Source organism: Pseudomonas sp. 1 (assembly GCF_056626735.1).
Genome location: NZ_JBWXMQ010000007.1, coordinates 140,115 through 155,779 on the forward strand (window position 1 = coordinate 140,115; position 15,665 = coordinate 155,779).

Here is a 15,665-nt window from a genome sequence, read left to right on the forward strand (position 1 = left end):
GGCGCTCTGCTCTGAAACGCCCGTTCTAGAGCCTTTGTAGGAAAAATTTCCATGGTGCTCAATGGCCATCAACGGCTATGCTAGAGTGGATCCAAACCAATAACAGGTAATACCGGTTTTACGTCATCTCAAAGGGAATGGGGGCTTCCTGACACAACCGGACAAGCCACGCTGGGGCTTCAATGCGCTATTTGTTGATGTTGCTGTTCTGCTTGCCCCTCCTGGCAAGCGCCGTCGAGTTCGATGAGTTCACCCAGAGCCTCCCGCTGGGTCGATCCCTGCAAGTGTTCGAAGACCCGAGCGGTCAGGCGAGCATTGCCGACGTCCGCGCGCAAGCCGCCGCCGGAAACTTCAAACCTCATGACAAAGCCACGCTCAATGCCGGTTATTCGCGCTCGGCGTTCTGGCTGAAGATCGACCTGCATTACCGCCCGACCAATGCGTCGGCGCAGCGCAGCTGGTTGCTGGAGCTGGCGTATCCGCCGCTCGATCATCTTGATCTGTATTTGCCCGATGCGGCCGGTGACTATCGTCTGGTGCGGCAGACCGGCGACGCCTTGCCGTTCGCCAGTCGCGAGATCCGCCAGAACAATTACCTGTTCGACCTGGCATTCAAGCCGAATCAGCAACGCACCGTTTATCTGCGGTTGTCCAGCGAAGGCTCGATCCAGGCGCCGGTGACATTGTGGTCGAGCACCGCGTACCTCGAAGATCAGCCAGTGCGCCTGTACGTGTTGGGGATCATTTATGGCGTGCTGCTGGGGATGCTGGTCTACAACCTGTTCATCTATCTCAGCGTGCGCGACACCAGTTACCTCTATTACATCTTCTACATCGCCTCGTTCGGCCTCTATCAGCTGTCGGTCAACGGTGCGGCGGTCGAGTATTTCTGGCCGGACAATCCTTGGTGGGCCAACGCTGCCACGCCGTTCTTCATTGGTTGCGCGGGGCTGTTCGGCAGCCAGTTCGCCCGCAGTTTCCTGCAGACGAAGAACCACAGCCGCTGGCTCGATCGCCTGCTGATCGCCCTGATCGCGTTCGGTGCCGTAGTGATCGGTCTGTCGTTGATGACCAGTTATGGCCTGGCCCTGCGTCTGGCGACGACCCTGGCCCTGACCTTTACCGTGGTGATCTTCGCCGCCGGGATCCTCGCCTGGTGGCGCGGCCTGCGGGTGGCGCGTTATTTCATCATTGCCTGGTCGGCGTTCCTGATCGGCGGCATCGTCAACACCATGATGGTCCTGGGCTTGCTGCCGAATGTGTTCCTGACCATGTACGCCAGTCAGATCGGTTCGGCCATTGAAGTGGCGCTGCTGTCGCTGGCCCTGGCCGACCGCATCAACGCGATGCGTGAACAACAGGCGCAGACCCTGTTCGACGCCGGCCAGAAGCTCGAAGTGCTGAACCAGCAACTGGCCCACAGCAACAAGCTCAAGGACGAATTTCTCGCGACCCTGACCCACGAACTGCGCACACCGATGAACGGGGTGATCGGTTCGCTGGAGCTGATGCAGACCGTCGAGCTCGATCCGGAACTGGAGCAATACCAGCAGACTGCCGCCGGTTCCGCGCGGGACATGATGCGTATGGTCAACGGCATCCTCACCCTGACCGAATTGCAGGCCGGCAAGCTCAAGGCGACGCCGGGCAGTTTCAGCCTGCGCGGGGTGGTAGAGGCGTTGCGGATTCAGTTCGATGGCAACGCGGCGAGCAAGTCGCTGGACTTCAAGGTCGACGTGCTGCCGACCCTGCCGGACCGCCTGCACGGCGACAGTGCCAAACTCGCGCAATGCCTGGAGTGCCTGCTGGACAACGCGATCAAGTTCACCCGCGTCGGCGGTCTGGCCTTGCGGGTCACCGGCAAACCGTCGACGGACAATCGCCTGGCGCTGTCCTTCGCGGTGATCGACACCGGTATCGGTTTTACCGATCTGGGCGAGGCCACGCTGTATCAGCGATTCTTCCAGCTCGATGGTTCGATGACCCGCGAATACGGCGGGCTGGGCGTCGGTCTGGCGATTTGCCGTCAATTGGTGGAATTGCTCGGTGGCAAGCTCACACACCGCTCCGAACCGGGGCGCGGCAGCCGTTTTCAGCTGGATGTCGAGTTTGAGTTGCCGGAAGTGGAAGCCGTGCCTGCGTTCAGTCGTGACACCGAGCGCGCGCCGCAGGATTGCACCGTGCTGCTGGTGGACGACAACAGTGTCAACCAATTGGTGATGCGCGGCATGTTGCTCAAGCTCGGTTTCCGGGTGCGCACTGCCGACCACGGCGTGGCGGCACTAGACTGTTTGCAGCGCGAGCGCTTCGATGCAGTGTTGATCGATTGCCAGCTACCGCCGCTCGACGGAGCATCGCTGTGCTGCCAGATTCGTGACCTGCCGGGATGCGCCCATCTGCCGGTGTTCATGATCGCGCTGGGGGCGGATCGAGAGCATTGCGCGTCGGGTGGCACGATCGATTATCTGAACAAACCGGTGAAATTCGAGGATCTGCAGGTCGCAATGCAGCGACGGGTATTGAGTTGCTGATAGGGTGAAAGCGCCGGCATTTAGGCCGATATGACACTTTGATCGATTCGGGGGCGGTGCTTAACTGAAGCTCTGGCCGATCAAGGAGCCCCGTCATGAACCTGCATCAGTTCGCCGAAACCCACGAAGTCACCAACCAGCCACCGTCGCTGGACGGCACCAACCTGTACCGCATCGACCTGCCGTTGCAGGAGTGGTCGCGGCGGTTCGGCGCCGGCTGGGCCGAGTCGCGGATCGACGCCTACGGCGCGCTGGCCGGCGGGCCGCTGATGGAGGCCGGGTTCCTCGCCAATCAGAACAAACCGGTGTTCGCCAGCCATGACCGCTACGGTCATCGCATCGATCTGGTGGAATTTCATCCGGCGTATCACGAGCTGATGCGCACCGCCATCGAACATGGCCTGACGTCGTTGCCCTGGGCTCATCCACAGGACGGTGCCCATGTTGCCCGCGCTTCCATGACCTACCTGCACAGCCAGGCCGAAGCCGGCAGTGGCTGTCCGTTGACCATGACTTTCGCCAGCGTGCCGGCGATGCGTTTACAACCGAATCTGGCCGAGCAATGGCTGCCGAAAATCCTCGCCACCGAATACGATCCGCGCAATGTCGGCATGGCCCACAAGGCCGGTGTCACCATCGGCATGGCGATGACCGAGAAACAGGGTGGCACCGATGTGCGGGCCAACACCACCAAGGCTTATCCAGTTGGCGCCAGCGGCCCCGGTCAGGCTTATGAACTGGTGGGCCACAAGTGGTTCTGTTCGGCGCCGATGTGCGATGCATTCCTCACGCTGGCGCAGACCGACAAGGGCCTGACCTGCTTCCTGCTGCCGCGCCATCGCCCGGATGACACGCGCAATCAGTTCTATATCCAGCGCCTGAAAAACAAGCTCGGCAACCAGTCCAACGCCTCCAGCGAAGTGGAATTCCGAGGCGCACTGGCGTGGATGGTCGGTGAGGAAGGGCGCGGCGTGCCGACGATCATCGAGATGGTGGCGATGACCCGTTTTGACTGCATGGTCGGCTCCAGCTCGCTGATGCGGCAGGCGCTGACCCAGGCCAGCCATCACTGCACCCACCGCAAGGTCGGCGGCAAGCTGCTCAGCGAGCAACCGCTGATGCAGAACGTGCTGGCCGATCTGGCGCTGGAAAGCGAAGCCGCGCTGGCGTTGAGCCTGCGCATGGGCAAGGCGCTGGATCATCTGAATGATCGCCATGAAGCGCAGTTCGCCCGGCTGGTGACGGCGGTGGGCAAATACTGGATCTGCAAACGTGCGCCGGGAATGATCAACGAAGCCGCCGAATGCATGGGTGGCGCCGGGTATGTCGAGGAGAGCATCCTGCCGCGGCTGTACCGCGAGGCGCCGGTGAACTCGACGTGGGAAGGCTCTGGCAACGTGCAATGCCTCGATGTGCTGCGGGCGTTGTCGAAAGAGCCGGGCGTGCTTGATGTGTTGTTCAGCGAGTTGGGCGACGGCCATGGCGACAAGCGACTGGCTGCGCACATTCAGCAATTGCAGGCGCAGTTCAAGGACACCAGCGACATTCAGTACCGCGCGCGGCAACTGACCGAAGACATTGCCCTCGGGCTGCAAGCTAAGCTGCTGCTGGAGGCCGGGAATTCGGCGGTCAGTGATGCCTTTATCGCCAGTCGCCTGAGTGGGGGCGGTCGGGTCTACGGCGCGTTGCCCCGTGGGCTGGATGTCGAAGCCATTGTTGCCCGCTCGACGCCACAAGGTTTCTGAAACACCCTGTGGGAGCGGGCTTGCTCGCGAAGGAACCGGTACATTCAACATCAATGCTGGCTGTGCTGACGCCTTCGCGGGCAAGCCCGCTCCCACAGGGAACGCCTCTACCGGTCAGATTGATGAATTGCCACAACGCCACTGTTTCCGTGACGCCACGATGCAGGCAAGATGAAGCTCTGCAAGTCAGAACACAGGAAGCTGATCGTGACCGAAGCGTTTATTGTCGTTCAAACCGCCGAACAGGCCGTGGATCGTCTCGCCGAGCTGCATGAGCGGGCCACCACGGCGCTGAACTCGGCGCTCAAGCGTTACCTCAAGGATCGCGTCGAGCCCGACGCCGAGCAACGTGCCCTGTTCCGTTATCCCGAACTGCGTCTGACCTACCACTGCCAGGGCGAAGTCCCGCAGACCACCCGCGCCTACGCCAAGGTGCAGTTGCCGGGCACCTACAGCGTGACCGTCACCCACCCTGCGGCGTTTCGCAAATACCTGCTGGAACAGCTCACGCCGCTGATGCACGACTTCACCGTGACGGTGGAAGTCGGGGTCAGCGAGCAGAACATTCCCTATCCGTACGTGGTCGAGCAGGGCGATGAGCTGGCCGGCTCCGGTGTCACCGCTGCCGTGCTGGCGCGAGTATTCCCGAGTACCGACCTGTCTGCCGCCACCGATGGCATCGCCGACGGGCTCTACGACTGGGAAAACACCGATCCGTTGCCATTGGCGCTGTTCGATGCGGCCCGCGTCGACTTCTCGCTGCGTCGTCTGGTGCACTACACCGGCAGCGACTGGCGCCATGTGCAGCCGTGGATCCTGCTGACCAACTACCACCGTTATGTCGACCAGTTCATCGTCCACGGTCTGGAGCAACTGCGCCGTGACCCGCGTTTTGTACGCATGGTGTTGCCGGGCAACGTGATCATCGAAAAAGGCATGGATCACGGCGAAGCCTCGGCCATTGCCGCCGGTGTGGTCTGGCACCGCTACCAGATGCCGGCCTATCACCTGATCGCCAGCGATGGCCACGGCGTGACCCTGGTCAACATCGGCGTCGGTCCGTCCAACGCCAAGAACATCACCGACCATCTGGCCGTGCTGCGCCCGCATTGCTGGCTGATGATCGGGCATTGCGGCGGCCTGCGTCAGTCGCAGACCATCGGCGACTATGTGCTGGCTCACGCCTACATGCGTCGCGACGGGATTCTCGACCGGGTGGTGCCGCCGAACATTCCGATCCCGGCCCTGGCCGAGGTGCAGCTGGCGTTGCAGCAAGCGGCGGCCAACATCACCGGCGAAAAAGGCGAGGAGCTGAAAAAGCGTCTGCGCACCGGCACCGTGCTGACTTACGACGACCGTAACTGGGAATTGCGCTGGGCCCAGGAGCGACCGCTGATCAACCTGTCCCGCGCCGTGGCGGTGGACATGGAAAGCGGCACCATTGCCGCCCAGGGTTATCGTCTGCGGGTGCCGTACGGCACGTTGCTGTGCGTTTCGGACAAGCCGCTGCACAGTGAAATCAAGCTGCCGGGTTCGGCCAACGCGTTCTACGAGCGTGCGGTCAGCCAGCACTTGAAGATCGGCATCGAAGCGGTGGACCTGCTACGCACCGAACTCAACTCGCTGCACTCGCGCAAACTGCGCAGCTTCGACGAGCCGCCGTTCCGCTAACGGTTTGTCGTGGTCATTTGGCGGTCGGGGCACTAGCATTGTCAGCCCTGATCGCTAAATGTCTTCTCACTTATGTCCCGTCCCCCGCGTCCACCTTCCCGCCGTCCCGGCGCGAAGCCGTCCTATTCAGCCCCGCGCCGTGTGGCCAAGGCACCGCCCGCCGAGCCGAAGCTGATCCTGTTCAACAAACCGTTCGATGTGCTGACGCAATTCAGCGACGCAGATGGGCGGGCGACGCTCAAGGATTACATCGACATTCCGGGCATTTACCCGGCAGGACGGCTGGATCGTGACAGCGAAGGTTTGCTGCTGTTGACCAACGACGGCCAGTTGCAGGCGCGGATCGCCGACCCCAGGCACAAACTGGCGAAAACCTATTGGGTGCAAGTCGAAGGCGTGCCGACGGCCGAGCAGTTGCAGCGCCTGCGTGACGGCGTCGAATTGAATGACGGCATGACCTTGCCCGCCGAAGCGCGGCAACTGGATGAGCCCGAGCTGTGGCCGCGCAACCCACCGGTACGCTTTCGCGCGACCATCCCCACAACGTGGCTGGAACTGGTGATTCGCGAAGGACGCAACCGTCAGGTGCGGCGGATGACGGCGGCGGTCGGGCTGCCGACGTTGCGGCTGGTGCGGGTCAGGATTGGTGACTGGACGATCGAAGGGCTCGATCAGGGCCAATGGAAAGAAGTGCCGGCGCGCTTATAAGGCGCCGGATTCGATCAGGCCGATCACCACGCTCTTGATGATGAACGCGGCCACGCCCAGGCCCAGCACGAAGAACAGAATGAACGAGCCGAAACGCCCGGCCTTGGACTTCTTCGCCAGATCCCAGACGATGAAACCCATGAAAATGATCAGGATGCTGACCAGACCGGTCATCATCCACTCTTCAAATACTGCTGGATCCATCGGGCATCTCCGGCGCTGCGCGGCTGAAAGGGCGGCCGGGAGTATACGCCAGCGGCGAACGACGCAGCATTGACCTGCGTCGGTGTGCCGCAGTCATTCGTCGCCTGCACCGGCTTCTTCGCGAGCAAGCTCGCTCCCACAGGGAAATGCATTTCAAATGTGGGAGCGAGCTTGCTCGCGAAGGCGGTTTCAGCTACGCAGATGAGTCAGCGGCAATTCCGTGCTGTTGAGCACCTGATTCAGCACAAAGCTCGAGCGCACGCTGGTCACGCCTTCGATCCGTGTCAGGTGCCCCAGCAGCAGTTTCTGATAGTGATCCATGTCCGGCACCACCACTTTCAGCTGATAGTCGGCATCCACGCCAGTCACCAGGCTGCATTCCAGCACTTGCGGCAAGGTGCGGATCGCCGCTTCGAAGTTCTCGAAACGCTCCGGCGTGTGCCGGTCCATGCCGATCAGCACATAGGCGGTCAGGCTCAAGCCGAGCATCTTGCGATCGAGCAGAGCGACTTGGCGGGAGATGTAGCCGTCGTCCTCCAGTTGCTTGACCCGGCGCGAGCACGGGGAGGGCGACAGACCGATGCGCTCGGCCAGTTCCTGGTTGGAGATGCGGGCGTCGCGCTGCAATTCCGCCAAAATACTGAGGTCGTAACGGTCGAGTTTGCTCATCAAACGGTCCTTTGTCTTAACTATTGCGGCGGATTATCTATCCAGGGTTAAAAATTGCGCAAGTGGTGTTTATTTGAGCAATCTTCGCAATCATCTGTCGCGGCTCCGCGCCTATCCTTATCACCAGAATCACTGCTCGGTAACACAGTCCACTGCGGCCCGCCCAATCCGGCCCGCCGCGGCCGCCACCCCCACCGGGGTTGTGCCGGCCCCCGAGCTGCACACTGTCCAGAAGACGGCGTGAGGTGAGCCGACGTCAAAAGCGTCGAGCCAGGACGAAGTTCTCTGAAAGGGAGGCCGACGGGTCTCCCTTTTTTCTTGCCCGCGATTTGGCCCGTCTCGCTCAATAAATAAATGACGTGACTGATAACCTGTAGCAGAACCCGGTGTGCTCGTCCCCGGTCTTAGCTACAAGACCTTCTATTACAGGCTCTGGCCCGCAGTGAGGAATTTCATGAAGTCGCGCATCTGGCGTCTGGCCAGTGTTGGTTTGCTGTGTGTGAGTGTCGGTGCGCAAGCGCTGGCGGATGAGCCGCAGAATCGCGGTCCTGACGGCGGCGGACGCGGGCCGGAGCATCAGGGCAATTATCAGGGACATGGCGGCGGCAATCAGCCGCACGGTCAGAACAATCCGCAGCGGCAGAACAACGACATTATTCGTGGCGACAACAGCCGCCAGTTCGAGCACAACGGCCAGCAGAACCACGGCCAACCGAACAATGGCCAGTGGCAGAATCAGAATCAGCCACGTCCGGCCTACAATCCCAACCCGGTACGCCAGCCGCCACCGCCGCCGCAACTGCCGGCCAATGACCTGCCGATCCAGCCGCGTCCCGACACCGTGCGCCAGACTCAGGAACCCCGTCAGGGCTACTACCGCGACGAGCGCCCGCAGAGCGGCTATCACCAGAACTGGCAAACCGGCCGCCCCAATGACAATCGCTGGCCGGGTCGCCCCGACGGGCATGGCAATGGCTGGGGTCCGGGCCCGCAATACCGGCCGGGCCATGTGATCGACCGTTTCCCGGATCGTGAATACCGCGTGCCGTATCGCGGCCAGGACTATTTCTACTCCGGCGGCTACTGGTATCGCCCGCAAGGTCCGCGCTACATCGTGGTTCAGCCGCCGCGCGGGATTCGCATTCAGTACCTGCCGGATTACGCCCGTGAGGTATGGATCGGCGGTTCGCTGCTGTTCCTCGCTGCCGGCTCCTACTATGCCTATCAGGAAGCGACCCAGGATTACGTGGTGGTCGAGCCGCCGGTACAGCAGCCACCGCAGCCGACCGGCAATGGTTATGACGTGGAGGCGTATCCGGCCAACGGTCAGTCACCGGAGCAGGTTCAGCGCGATGGCTACGAGTGTTATCAATACGCGGTGCAGCAGAGCGGCTTCAACCCGCGCACCGCGACTTATCAACCGGCGCCCGAAGTGGTGCAGGCCTACCGCCAGGCCCAGGGCAATTGCCTGAGCAGTCGCGGCTATCAGGTCAACTACTGAGCCCGGGCGGCCTTGACAACTTCCTGCGGGTCGGCGTGCACCAGCACTTCGGCCTTTGGGTAGGCTTTGTGAATGGCATCTGCGGCCTGATCGCTGATGCCATGGGCGACTGACAGCGTCAGCTCCCCCGGCAATTCCAGGTGCAACTGCACGAACCAGTGATTACCGGAAATCCGCGTGCGCAAATCATGCGCACCCAACACGCCTGGCACGCCGCACGCCAGTTCGAGCATGTGCTGACTGACATCCGTCGGCAGCTCTTCATCCATCAGCACCGAAAAACTTTCCCGGGCGATCTGGATCGCGCTCCACAAAATGTACCCCGCGATTCCCAGACCGAACCACGCATCCAGTTGCTCGAACCCCAGTCCGGCCATCACCAGCGCAATCAGAATGCTGCCGTTGAGTAACAGGTCCGAACGATAATGCAGCGAGTCCGCCCGCACCGCGTTGGAGCCGGTCTGCTTGATTACCCGATGCTGCAACATCAACAGCGCCGCCGTCAGAAGCAGGGAAAACAGGATCACGCCGATGCTTAACCACGGCGCGCCGAGCGGTTCAGGATTGTTCAAGCGCTCATAAGCCTGGAACGCGATCAGCACCGCACTGCCGCCGATGAACAGCGCTTGCGCCATGCCCGCCAAGGATTCGGCCTTGCCGTGGCCATAACTATGATCGTCATCCGCCGGGCGCAGCGCGTAATGCACTGCCAGCAGATTGAGCAACGAAGTGATGCCATCGAGGGCCGAGTCGGTGAGGCCGGCGAGCATGCTCACCGAACTGCTCAGCCACCAGGCGATGGCTTTGGCGATGATCAGCGTACAGGCCACCGCCACCGAGGCGCGGGTCGCCAGCCGCAGCAGGCGGGCGTGTTCGGTGCTTGTGGTCATGGGGGCGTCGATTCCTTATGCGGCAGGTTGCAGGCCGAACATCGCCAGTTGCTGGGTGCTGCCCTTGTGCCGGATCAGGCGCGGGTCGTCCAGCGGCAGGTTGCGGCCCAGTTCTGTTTCGAGAATAGCCTGCAACTTGAGGTTATCGACCTGGCCGTCCGGGCCGATGGCTTGCTTGAGTTTGGCCGGATCGACCTGCGCCGTGTGGCCCGGTTCGAAATAGATCGCGCCGGTGGCGAAGTCCACGGCGAACGCGATTACGCCGGGAAGGATATAGAACAACAGGCCCACGGCATCGAGCACGGCAATCGCCGGGTCGATCTTGCCGTCGATCTGGCCGCGCCGGTCGGGATAGAAAATCGAACCGCACGCAGTGATCTGGGTGAGCAGGGTGGCAACCAGTACACCGCCGATCAGGCGAAAAGGTAAGCGCATGGGAATCTCCTGAGTCATCTGTTAACGAAGCGTCATCGTGTGAAGTTAAGACCCTGACGAACGCCTGGCAGTTCGCCGTTATACTCGGCCCTCTGTTTGGGAGCCAGCATGAATTTTTTGCCAATCGATGAAGTTTTACCCGCCCTGCGTGAAGCGTTGGCGACACGCCATGAAGCCGTGCTCGAAGCACCGCCCGGCGCCGGTAAAACCACCCGCGTGCCTTTGGCCCTGCTCAATGAAGCGTGGTTGAACGGGCAGACCATTTTGATGCTCGAACCGCGTCGGCTGGCCGCCCGCGCAGCGGCGGAACGGCTGGCCAGCGAGCTGGGCGAGAAGGTCGGTGAAACCGTCGGTTATCGCATCCGCCTCGACAGCAAGGTCGGCCCCGACACGCGCATCGAAGTGGTCACCGAAGGCATCCTCACCCGGCGCTTGCAGGACGACCCGGCGCTGGAGGGCGTGGGTCTGCTGATCTTCGACGAATTCCACGAGCGCAGCCTCGACGCCGATCTGGCGCTGGCCCTCAGTCTGAACGGTCGCGAGCTGTTTCGAGCTGAACAGCCGCTGAAGATTCTGCTGATGTCCGCCACCCTTGAGGGCGAACGTCTTGCCGGCTTGCTCGACGACGCGCCGATCCTGCGCAGCGAAGGCCGGATGTTCCCGGTGACGATGCGCTGGGGCCGGCCGTTCCAGCCGGGCGAATACATCGATCAACGCGTCACGCAAACGGTACTCGAAGCCCTGCACGATGAAGCCGGCAGCCTGTTGGTGTTCCTGCCGGGGCAGGCGGAAATCCGGCGTGTTCATCAGCAACTGTCGGACGCCATCGGTGAGCGCAGCGACATCCTGCTCTGTCCGTTGCACGGCGAACTCGACCTGAATGCGCAACGCGCCGCCATCGACCCGGCGCCCGCTGGCCAGCGCAAAGTGGTGCTGGCCACCAACATCGCCGAGACCAGCCTGACCATCAACGGCGTGCGCGTGGTAATCGACGCCGGGCTGGCGCGGGTGCCGCGTTTCGATCCGGGCAGCGGCATGACTCGCCTCGACACTCAACGTATCTCCAAAGCCAGTGCCACCCAGCGCGCGGGCCGGGCCGGGCGTCTGGAGCCGGGCGTGTGTTATCGCCTGTGGTCGCAGGATCAGCACGAACAACTGGCGGCTTATGGCAGTGCGGAAATCCTCTCGGCGGATCTGGCCGGGCTGGCCTTGCAACTCGGACGCTGGGGCGTGGCGCCGAGTGATCTGATCTGGCTCGACGTACCGCCAGCCGCCGCGTATGCACAGGCTCAGGATTTGTTGCAGCGCCTCGGTGCGCTGGACGGCGAAAGTCTCAACCGTCATGGTCAGGCCATGGCTGAATTGCCGGCCCATCCGCGCATCGCCCATTTGCTGTTGCGCGGTCAGGCGCTGGGGCTGGCGGACATGGCGTGCGACGTTGCCGCGTTGCTCGGTGAGCGCGACATTTTGCGCGGCGCCGGAGCGGATCTGCACAGTCGTCTGGCGCTGCTGTCCGGCGAAGAACGTGCGGCGCGCGGTGCCCAGGGCGGCGTGCAGCGCGCTCGGCAACTGGCGCGGCAATATCGTGGCTACCTGCGCGGGCAACCGAGCGAACCGGTCAGCGATCCCGATCATCCACGCTGGCTCGGCGCCTTGCTGGCACTGGCCTACCCGGATCGCGTCGCCCAGCAGCGGCGTGCCGGAGGTGCCGAATATCGTCTGGCCAACGGCCGCGCGGCGTTGTTCGCCGAAGCCGACAGCCTTATGAAGGAGCCGTGGATCGTCATCGCCGACCTCGGCAGCCGCCAAGGTCAACGTGAAGAACGGATTTATCTGGCGGCGGATTTCGATCCGGTGCTGTTCGATTCGGTGCTGGCCGAACAGGTGCACACCGTCGATCAACTGGACTGGGACGAACGCGAAGGCGTGTTGCGCGCCGAGCGTCAGCGCAAGGTCGGCGAACTGATCCTCAGCCGTGAACCGCTGACCGGTCTCGACGAAAACGCCCGCAGCCAGGCGCTGGTCAATCTGGTGCGCCGCAAAGGTCTGGAACTGCTGCCGTGGACCCCGGAACTGCGCCAATGGCAGGCGCGAGTCGCGCTGTTGCGCCAGCTCGATCTGGACGCCAGGGGCGACAGCCAATGGCCGGATGTCAGCGACGCGACGCTGCTGAAAACCCTCGAAGACTGGCTGATGCCTTATCTGGGCAAAGTCTCGCGCCTCAGCCATTTCGCCAACCTCGACCTGTCGAGCATCGTGCGTAATCTGCTGCCATGGCCACTGCCGCAACAGCTCGACGAACAGGCACCGCATCACCTGAGCGTGCCGTCGGGCTCGTCGATTCGCCTCGACTACAGCGAGCAACCACCGATTCTCGCCGTGCGCTTGCAGGAGTTGTTCGGCCTCGCCGACACACCGCGCATTGCCGGCGGTCGGCAGGTGGTCAAGCTGCACCTGCTGTCGCCCGCGCGGCGGCCGGTGCAGGTGACGCAGGACCTGGCCAACTTCTGGCGCAGCACCTATGCCGAGGTGAAGAAGGATTTGAAGGGGCGGTATCCAAAACACTATTGGCCGGATGACCCATTGGTGGCCGAAGCCACTGCACGAGCCAAACCGCGCGGTACGTGAGGGTCAGCGACCAGCCTTCGCCGTCAGCTGCTCCCGACAATAATCGGCAAACAACTGCGCCGGTTTGGTCAGTTGCCCGCGTTTGAGCCACGCGGCCACGAGGCCTGAACCGGTGACGTCTTCGACGATGTCGACGCACACGACTTTCTTGCCGTCGTAGGTGCATTCCGAATGTGGGCGGGTGACCAGGATCGAGAAGCCGAAGCCCTGGCCGACCATGCCGCGCACCATTTCGATCGAGGGCGAGCTGAACTCGATGCGTGGCGACAGGCCTAGTTCTTCGAACAGGCTGACGAAGTAGGTGCGGCTCGGTTGTACGTCGAGCAGGATCATCGGTTCCAGGCACAAGTCCCGCAGCGAAACCTGCTTGAGCTGGGCGAAGCGGTGATCTGCCGGGAGCAGCGCGTAAGGCCGCTGGGCCGGCATCAAGGGCTCGGTTTCGATGGTGGCGTCGAGGTCGTGCTTGTACAGGATTGCCAGGTCGAAGGTGCCCGAGGTCAGGCCCTGCACCAGTTCCTGTTGTTCGCCGTCGCGGATGCGGATTTTCACCCCCGGATAGAGCGCCGAGAAGCCTGCAATCAGTTGCGGCAAATACAGCGGCGCCACCGTTTCAAAACAGCCGATATCGATCTGCCCGGCCACCACGTCGTTGTCGGCGAGGGCGTTCTGTTCGAACTCCTTGGCCATGCGCAGCAGTTCCTGGGCCTTGCGGAAAAAACGCGCGCCGCTCGGTGTCAGAGACACGCCCTGAGCGTGATGGCGGATCAGCAGTTGCACGCCGAAGCTGTCTTCCAGCCCCTTGATTGCCGTGGAAATCGCCGGTTGCGCGATGTACAGCTTGCGCGACGCTTCGGCGACGCTGCCGCATTCGACGGTAGTGATGAAGTATTTCAACTGACGCAGGTTGTAAGCGGCCACGGTGAACCTCAAAGCGAACGGATTTCACATCCAAGCAATTTGTAAGCCGCCGGCCTCCGTTCTGTCAGCGGTTTTTTTTGTCCCTGAACAATAGCCCCATACGCGCGCGAAGGGGCTGTCGGCTGGTTACCTTTTTTATTGTCTGCGAAGACATTTTTACTGGTTTTAGCGCGCGCGGGCCTGAGCGACTATCGATCCCGCACTGTTTACAAAAGAACAAAAGTCCAAGGAGCAACCACCGTGTTCGAGCTTGCAGACTGGCAGCGCAAGGCCGCTGCGTTGAGCTATCCGTACCAGGCCGTGATCGACGGCAAACTGCGTGCGGCGCAGTCGGGGCAGACCTTTGCCGCGATCAACCCGGCCACCGGCCAGTTTCTGGCAGACGTCGCCGCGTGCGGTGAAAAGGATGTCGACTCGGCGGTGCAGAATGCGCGACAGGTGTTCGAAGCTGGCACGTGGGCCGGGCGTTCACCGACCGAGCGCAAGCAAGTGCTGCTGCGGCTGGCGGATCTGATTCTGGCCCATCGCGAAGAGCTGGCCCTGCTCGATTCGCTGAACATGGGCAAACCGGTGACGGACGCTTACAACATCGACGTGCCGGGCGCCGCCGGGGTGTTCCGCTGGTACGCCGAAAGCCTCGACAAACTCTACGATCAGGTCGCTCCCAGTGCGTCCAACGTGCTGGCGACCATTACCCGCGAAGCGCTGGGCGTGGTCGCCGCCGTGGTGCCGTGGAATTTCCCGCTGGACATGGCCGCATGGAAACTTGCGCCGGCGCTGGCGGCGGGCAACTCGGTGATCCTCAAACCTGCCGAGCAATCGCCGTTCTCCGCCTTGCGTCTGGCCGAGCTGGCGCTGGAAGCCGGGCTACCGGCCGGCGTATTGAACGTGCTGCCGGGTCTCGGCGAACAGGCCGGCAAAGCGTTGGGCCTGCACCCGGATGTGGATTGTCTGGTGTTCACCGGCTCGACTCAGGTCGGCAAATATTTCATGCAGTACTCCGCGCAGTCGAACCTCAAGCAGGTGTGGCTGGAGTGCGGCGGCAAGAGTGCCAACCTGGTGTTTGCCGATTGCAAGGATCTGGATCTGGCGGCGCAGAAAGCCGCGTTCGGGATCTTCTTCAATCAGGGCGAAGTCTGCTCGGCCAACTCGCGGTTGCTGGTGGAGCGCTCGATTCACGATGAGTTTGTCGAGCGACTGAAGGCTCAGGCCGAGCGCTGGCAGCCGGGCGATCCGCTGGACCCGGCGAGTGCGGCCGGGGCGATCGTCGATACCCGTCAGACCGAAAGCATTCTGCGCTTCATTCATCAGGCCGAGCGTGAAGGCGCGACCCGCGTCTGCGGCGGGCGGCAGCTGAGTTTCAACGGCTCGGACAACTTCGTTCAGCCGACGATTTTCACCGACGTGCAGCCGCACATGAGCCTGTTTCGCGAAGAAGTGTTCGGCCCGGTGCTGGCGGTGACTGCGTTCGATGACGAGGCCCACGCCTTGCAACTGGCCAACGACAGCGTCTACGGTCTGGCGGCGTCGCTGTGGACTGACGATCTGCACCGCGCCCATCGAGTGGCGCGGCAATTGCGAGCCGGTACGGTGTCGGTCAACAGCGTCGATGCGCTGGACGTGACCGTGCCGTTCGGCGGCGGCAAACAATCCGGTTTCGGCCGCGATCTGTCGCTGCACTCGTTCGACAAATACACCCAGTTGAAAACCACCTGGTTTCAACTGCGCTCATGACAGCCGCTCACAACAAAAAAGGAGATCCGGC

General features: G+C 62.4%; 12 protein-coding genes. 7 read left to right on the forward strand and 5 right to left on the reverse strand.

Going from position 1 to position 15,665, the window contains the following annotated elements:
• Positions 1 to 182 precede the first annotated feature (182 nt).
• The 4 genes from AC1MDC_RS12690 (at position 183) to AC1MDC_RS12705 (ending at position 6,655) form a co-directional block, all read left to right on the forward strand.
• Positions 183 to 2,531, forward strand: a complete 2,349-nt coding sequence (locus tag AC1MDC_RS12690) for a 7TM diverse intracellular signaling domain-containing protein (protein WP_480393087.1) — start codon at positions 183 to 185, stop codon at positions 2,529 to 2,531.
• Between the two features lie 95 nt (positions 2,532 to 2,626).
• A complete protein-coding gene (locus AC1MDC_RS12695) occupies positions 2,627 to 4,276 on the forward strand; it encodes an acyl-CoA dehydrogenase family protein (RefSeq protein ID WP_480393088.1) in 1,650 nt (549 codons plus the stop codon).
• A gap of 171 nt (positions 4,277 to 4,447) precedes the next feature.
• Positions 4,448 to 5,947 carry an AMP nucleosidase gene (gene amn / locus AC1MDC_RS12700; protein ID WP_162130486.1) on the forward strand — a complete coding sequence of 500 codons (1,500 nt, stop codon included), beginning with the start codon at positions 4,448 to 4,450 and terminating at the stop codon, positions 5,945 to 5,947.
• A 141-nt stretch (positions 5,948 to 6,088) separates the two neighbouring features.
• Positions 6,089 to 6,655, forward strand: coding sequence for a pseudouridine synthase (locus tag AC1MDC_RS12705; protein WP_170929720.1), 567 nt, complete (start codon positions 6,089 to 6,091; stop codon positions 6,653 to 6,655).
• Here AC1MDC_RS12705 and AC1MDC_RS12710 read toward each other — a convergent pair.
• Positions 6,650 to 6,859, reverse strand: coding sequence for a DUF2788 domain-containing protein (locus tag AC1MDC_RS12710; protein WP_003228500.1), 210 nt, complete (start codon positions 6,857 to 6,859; stop codon positions 6,650 to 6,652). The genes AC1MDC_RS12705 and AC1MDC_RS12710 overlap by 6 nt on opposite strands.
• 189 nt (positions 6,860 to 7,048) lie before the next feature.
• Positions 7,049 to 7,528: an Lrp/AsnC family transcriptional regulator gene (locus AC1MDC_RS12715; protein ID WP_007909658.1), complete on the reverse strand. Its 480-nt coding sequence runs from the start codon at positions 7,526 to 7,528 to the stop codon at positions 7,049 to 7,051.
• A 454-nt stretch (positions 7,529 to 7,982) separates the two neighbouring features.
• Here AC1MDC_RS12715 and AC1MDC_RS12720 point away from each other — a divergent pair, with 454 nt between their 5' ends.
• The gene (locus AC1MDC_RS12720; RefSeq protein WP_266200670.1) at positions 7,983 to 9,029 is read left to right on the forward strand and encodes a DUF6515 family protein; all 1,047 of its coding nucleotides are present in this window, start codon (positions 7,983 to 7,985) and stop codon (positions 9,027 to 9,029) included.
• Here the strand turns inward: AC1MDC_RS12720 and AC1MDC_RS12725 are convergent.
• Together AC1MDC_RS12725 and AC1MDC_RS12730 are read right to left on the reverse strand one after the other, a co-directional pair.
• Entirely contained in the window at positions 9,023 to 9,919 is an 897-nt protein-coding gene (locus AC1MDC_RS12725; RefSeq protein WP_480393089.1) for a cation diffusion facilitator family transporter, read from the reverse strand. The genes AC1MDC_RS12720 and AC1MDC_RS12725 overlap by 7 nt on opposite strands.
• A gap of 15 nt (positions 9,920 to 9,934) precedes the next feature.
• On the reverse strand, positions 9,935 to 10,354 hold the full coding sequence (locus AC1MDC_RS12730; protein WP_227233622.1) for a polyribonucleotide nucleotidyltransferase: 420 nt from the start codon (positions 10,352 to 10,354) through the stop codon (positions 9,935 to 9,937).
• 108 nt (positions 10,355 to 10,462) lie between these two features.
• Here AC1MDC_RS12730 and hrpB point away from each other — a divergent pair, with 108 nt between their 5' ends.
• The gene (gene hrpB, locus AC1MDC_RS12735; protein WP_480393090.1) at positions 10,463 to 12,982 is read left to right on the forward strand and encodes an ATP-dependent helicase HrpB; all 2,520 of its coding nucleotides are present in this window, start codon (positions 10,463 to 10,465) and stop codon (positions 12,980 to 12,982) included.
• Between the two features lie 3 nt (positions 12,983 to 12,985).
• Here hrpB and AC1MDC_RS12740 read toward each other — a convergent pair whose 3' ends face one another.
• Positions 12,986 to 13,900: a LysR family transcriptional regulator gene (locus AC1MDC_RS12740; protein ID WP_085697589.1), complete on the reverse strand. Its 915-nt coding sequence runs from the start codon at positions 13,898 to 13,900 to the stop codon at positions 12,986 to 12,988.
• A 240-nt stretch (positions 13,901 to 14,140) separates the two neighbouring features.
• Here AC1MDC_RS12740 and AC1MDC_RS12745 point away from each other — a divergent pair, with 240 nt between their 5' ends.
• Positions 14,141 to 15,634 carry an aldehyde dehydrogenase gene (locus AC1MDC_RS12745; protein ID WP_085697588.1) on the forward strand — a complete coding sequence of 498 codons (1,494 nt, stop codon included), beginning with the start codon at positions 14,141 to 14,143 and terminating at the stop codon, positions 15,632 to 15,634.
• Positions 15,635 to 15,665: the final 31 nt, after the last annotated feature.